At 71.0% G+C, this 2,264-nt stretch carries 1 protein-coding gene and 1 pseudogene; both read left to right on the forward strand.

Translation table 11 applies throughout. The annotated features are described in order from the left end of the window. Window positions 1–1,961, forward strand: a 1,961-nt coding sequence (locus tag I53_RS23270) for a bifunctional transaldolase/phosoglucose isomerase (protein WP_043355203.1), incomplete at its 5' end; no start/stop codon positions are given. Window positions 1,962–2,072: 111 nt separating this feature from the next. Further along, window positions 2,073–2,264: pseudogene (locus I53_RS23275) on the forward strand (NAD(P)-binding domain-containing protein); the annotation flags it as partial.

Raw genomic sequence — 2,264 nt, forward strand, 5'->3', positions numbered from 1 at the left:
TCGGGCCGACACCGTCACCCATGCCGCCCGCCACCATGGACGCGTTCCGCGACCACGGCGTGGTGCGGGCGACGATCGAGGAGGACGTGCCCGGCGCCGAGGCCGTGATGGCCAAGCTCGCGCGGTCCGGCATCGACATCGAGGCCGTCGCCGAGCAGCTGGTGAAGGAGGGCGTGCAGCTCTTCATCGACGCCGCCGACAACCTGCTCGGCGCCGTGGCGGGCAAGCGCACCGCGCTCCTGGGGCATCGGCTGGACGGCCAGAGCCTTGTCATGGACGACACCCTCGCGGCCGAGGCCAAGAAAACCGTCGAATCCTGGCGCGCGAGCGGCTCGATCCGTCGGCTCTGGGCGGGTGACGCCTCGGTCTGGTCCGGCCATGACGAGGCGAACTGGCTCGGCTGGCTGCACATCGTCGAGGAGGAACTGGAGAAGGCCGCCGACTACGCGGCTTTCTCGGACTGGGTGAAGGCGGAAGGCTTCACCGACGTCGTCGTGCTGGGCATGGGCGGATCGAGCCTCGGCCCGGAGGTTCTGAGCCTGACCTACGGCCAGCGCGAAGGTTTCCCGAAGCTTCAGATCCTCGACTCGACCCACCCGGATCAGGTGCGCGCCCTGGAGGCGAGCATCGATCTGGCGAAGACGCTGTTCATCGTCGCGTCGAAATCCGGCTCGACGCTGGAGCCCAACGTCTTCCGCGACTACTTCCTGGCCCGCGCCAAGGACGTGCTCGGCGACCGGGCCGGCGACCACTTCGTGGCCGTCACCGACCCCGGCTCCGACATGGAGCGGGCCGCGAAGGCGGACGGGTTCAAGCGCATCTTCTACGGCGTGAAGCAGATCGGCGGGCGCTACTCGGTGCTCTCGGCCTTCGGCCTCGTGCCGGCGGCCGCCATGGGCCTCGACGTCAAGGCGCTTCTGGAGACGGCGCGCATCATGGTCCGTTCCTGCGGCCCGGCGGTGCCTCCGGCCCAGAACCCGGGCGTGCTGCTCGGGACCGCCATGGGCGCGGCGGCGCTGGCCGGCCGCGACAAGGTGACGATCGTCGCCTCCCCGGCGATCGCGAGCTTCGGCGCCTGGGCCGAACAGCTGATCGCGGAATCGACCGGCAAGCAGGGCAAGGGCTTGGTTCCCGTGGACGGCGAGCCGGTGGGCGTTCCGGCGGTCTACGGGCACGACCGATTCTTCATCTATCTCCGCCTCGACGGCAACGCCGAGGCGGCGCAGGACGAGGCCCTGCGGGCGCTGGAGCGGGACGGCCACCCGATCGCCCGCATCACCCTCGATTCGGTCGAGCAGCTGCCGCAGGAATTCTACCGGCTGGAGATGGCCACCGCCGTGGCCGGCGCGGTGATCGGCATCAACCCGTTCGACCAGCCCGACGTCGAGGCCAGCAAGGTCGAGACCAAGAAGCTGTTCGCCGAAGCCGAGGCGAGCGGCGCCCTCCCCGCGGAGACGCCGCTCTTCTCGGATGATGCGATCGCCCTCTACGCCGACCCGCAGAACGCGGACGGGTTGAAGCAGGCGACCGACGGCCTGGAGCCTGCGCTCAAGGCGCAGATCGCCCGGCTGAAGGACGGCGATTACCTCGGGCTGCTCGCCTACGTGCCGCGCAACGCCGAGGCCGCCGGTATCCTCCAGGAGGCGCGGATCGCCGTGCGCGACACCCGCAAGGTGGCGACCTGCCTGGAGTTCGGGCCCCGGTTCCTGCACTCCACCGGTCAGGCCTACAAGGGCGGCCCGGATACCGGCGTGTTCCTGCAGATCACCGCGGATCCGTCGCAGGACCTGCCGATCCCGGGCCGCTCCCTCGGCTTCGCCACCGTCGTGGCCGCGCAGGCGCGGGGTGATTTCGCCGTGCTGGCCGAGCGGGGCCGGCGGGCGCTGCGGGTCCACATCAAGGGCGACCTCGAGGCCGGGCTGAAGCGCATCGCGGCGGCCCTCAAGGCTGCCGTGGCGTAGGCGCCGGAGGTGGGGGCGATTCCCGATGAGGCTCAGCGGTCCCGTCTGCACCACCCCCACCCCTGACCCCTCCCCGCACGGGGGAGGAAAACCCCCGAGGAGATGACGGCAATGCAACTCGGCATGATCGGCCTCGGCCGGATGGGCGGCAACATCGTCCGGCGTCTCCTGCGCGACGGACACACGGCCGTGGTGTTCGACCAGAACCCGGAGGCCGTCGCGGCGCTGGTGGAGGCCGGCGCGGTCGGCGCATCGAGCCTGGAGGATCTGGTCTCCAGCTGGAGGTGCCCCGCGCGGCCTGGG

The sequence above is a fragment of the Methylobacterium sp. B1 genome, assembly GCF_000333255.1.
GTDB classification, from domain to species: Bacteria; Pseudomonadota; Alphaproteobacteria; order Rhizobiales; family Beijerinckiaceae; genus Methylobacterium; species Methylobacterium fujisawaense.